This is a genomic window from Candidatus Infernicultor aquiphilus (genome assembly GCF_002784285.1).
Classification (GTDB): Bacteria; Atribacterota; Phoenicimicrobiia; order Phoenicimicrobiales; family Phoenicimicrobiaceae; genus Infernicultor; species Infernicultor aquiphilus.
Genome location: NZ_PFKO01000063.1, coordinates 1 through 2,204 on the forward strand (window position 1 = coordinate 1; position 2,204 = coordinate 2,204).

General features: G+C 34.6%; 2 protein-coding genes. One reads left to right on the forward strand and one right to left on the reverse strand.

What is annotated here, in order from left to right; all coding sequences use genetic code 11:
- Positions 1-87: 87 nt before the first annotated feature.
- Positions 88-1,350, reverse strand: coding sequence for an IS701 family transposase (locus tag COZ07_RS01740; RefSeq protein WP_406606875.1), 1,263 nt, complete (start codon positions 1,348-1,350; stop codon positions 88-90).
- A 196-nt stretch (positions 1,351-1,546) separates the two neighbouring features.
- Between COZ07_RS01740 and tnpA the strand changes: the two genes are divergently transcribed.
- Positions 1,547-1,963 (forward strand): IS200/IS605 family transposase, encoded by a 417-nt coding sequence (gene tnpA, locus COZ07_RS01745; RefSeq protein ID WP_406606876.1) that lies wholly within the window; start codon positions 1,547-1,549, stop codon positions 1,961-1,963.
- Positions 1,964-2,204: the final 241 nt, after the last annotated feature.

The following is a 2,204-nucleotide window of genomic DNA, read 5'->3' on the forward strand; positions in this document are numbered from 1 at the left end:
TGCAAGCAACACATCATTACATCATTATATAAAAGAAAAATCAATAAAAAAATTGTAAAACTGTTATTAACTAAACTTTGGCAAAAATCATAATTGAATGCCAAGATAAGAAAAAATTTGATGGTCAGGAGAAAGTTTTTTCACTTGTTGAATAACCCAGATAATAATAGCTTGAAAAGCTTCGTTAAACGCTCTTTGGCAAAGCTCGCCCACGGACAGATGAGAAGCATTGATAGGAAAATCTTTGGAAACGCATTTAGCCTTCACCAACTCAAGGATTACAGCTGATGTAAAAACTAAGCACCAATGACTTTTAATGCCTTTAAGTTTTCTCATTTGATAATCCTCAAGCCCCAAGTGTTGCTTAGCATCTCTAAAGAAAGTCTCTACTGCCCAGCGTATTTGATAGATTTGAAGCAATTTTTCTGGTCTCAAATTTTTACGATTTGATACCAGAAAAATTGGTTCTTTGGTAAATTTTTTGTTTTTATCGTATTCATAAGAGACAAGTATTCTGACGGTTTCTTTCCCTCTTTTTAAGCAAGGCATAGATTTTTTGATGGATTTAAATCGACAGACTTTTTCTTTTTTTGCAATAAACTTAGGCAAATCTCTTCTTTCATTATTGTTAATTGTTTTGGAATATTCTTGAAGATTAATTGTCTCGCCTTGATGAACGATATTGCGGTTGCTCTTGGACGCAGAAACCCAATCTTTATTATGAGATTCAATAAAGTCAACTAAATCCTTACAGAAATACCAACTGTCAAAGAGGACTCCCTGGAATGGAATGCCCTGATCAATGGCATACTGAATAAGATCTCTCGCAATTTCAATTTTAGTCAGGAATTTTTGTTTAATCTCTTTGCAGTCTTGTTTTGAACGCCAAAGGCCAAAGTTTAAAGGATAGCGATTCATATTCTGATCAGTATATACAAGAGCCACTAAGCAATGAGCGTATTTTAAATATCTGTTTTGGGAATGATCATACTGTGTGCTTACAGCTTCCATTAATTTGCCGAACTTTTCAATCAAAGAATCATCTATAATTAGCCAACCTTTAGAATTTAATCTTTTGCTTTGATCTGGTAAATGTTTAATAATCGAAATAGATGTTTTTAAAACATCTTCCATATTCCAATAACTTTCAGAAGCAAAATGATGCAGACTGTCATAATGTTTTCCTTGTTCAAATCCTTTGCTTAAAGCATAGATATCTGCCTGATCGTTAATTATTATTCCTGTGATAAAATTTTCAAAATTCTTAAATTGGGGAATGGAAAAATTGCTTTTGTAATTTTGACAAAGCTCCTGAATTTGTTTTGGTATTTGCAGTATAGGAATATTCATATCCCTATTATCCCACAAATTCAAGAAATTTGCCAAAGTTTAGTTATTAATTTAAATAATATTACCCCAAGGTAATCCACTAGTTCTACTAGTGGGACTAAAAAAGGTTTTACCGTTCCTTCTAGTAACAAAAATAGACATAGTGATATATAATAAACAATGGCTTGATGAGGTCATTGTGTAACAATAAAACACTATGCCTAACCTATACCAAAGTTTATCCCACTCTCGTTGGAATTGCAAATATCATCTTATCTTTATTCCTAAGAAAAGACAGAAAGTGCTTTTCGGTCAAATCAGGCAAGATTTAGTAAAAATCTTCCACGAATTAGCTAATCAAAAGGAATCAAGAATTGTCGAAGGTAGCCTATCTATCGACCACGTTCATATGTGTATAGAAATACCGCCCAAATACGCTGTCTCTTCAGTCATCGGCTTTCTCAAAGGCAAGAGCGCTATCGCTATCGCCAGAACCTTTCATGGAAAAACTAGAAACTACAACGGAGCTCATTTCTGGGCCAGAGGCTATGCCGTTTCTACTGTTGGTTTTGATGAAGAGATAATCAAACAGTACATCCGTGAACAAAGCGATAATGAGAACAGACTTTTTTAAAACAACTAACCTTAATTAATTAATAAAACAATGATGACAGGATACAATTGCCTTTGAGGCAATCCTACTCATCAAGCCACCCGCTTTGCGGGGGGTGTCTGACTGAATTCTCCCGAAGGATTACCGCCATTATGCGCTACGGTGTTCATTTCCATAAAACCTACCTTAGAGGTATCCCAGTTAGTTATTCTGATGGGGATAGATGATTTTAACAATGAGCCATGTCTGGTGGTTCCCCGAT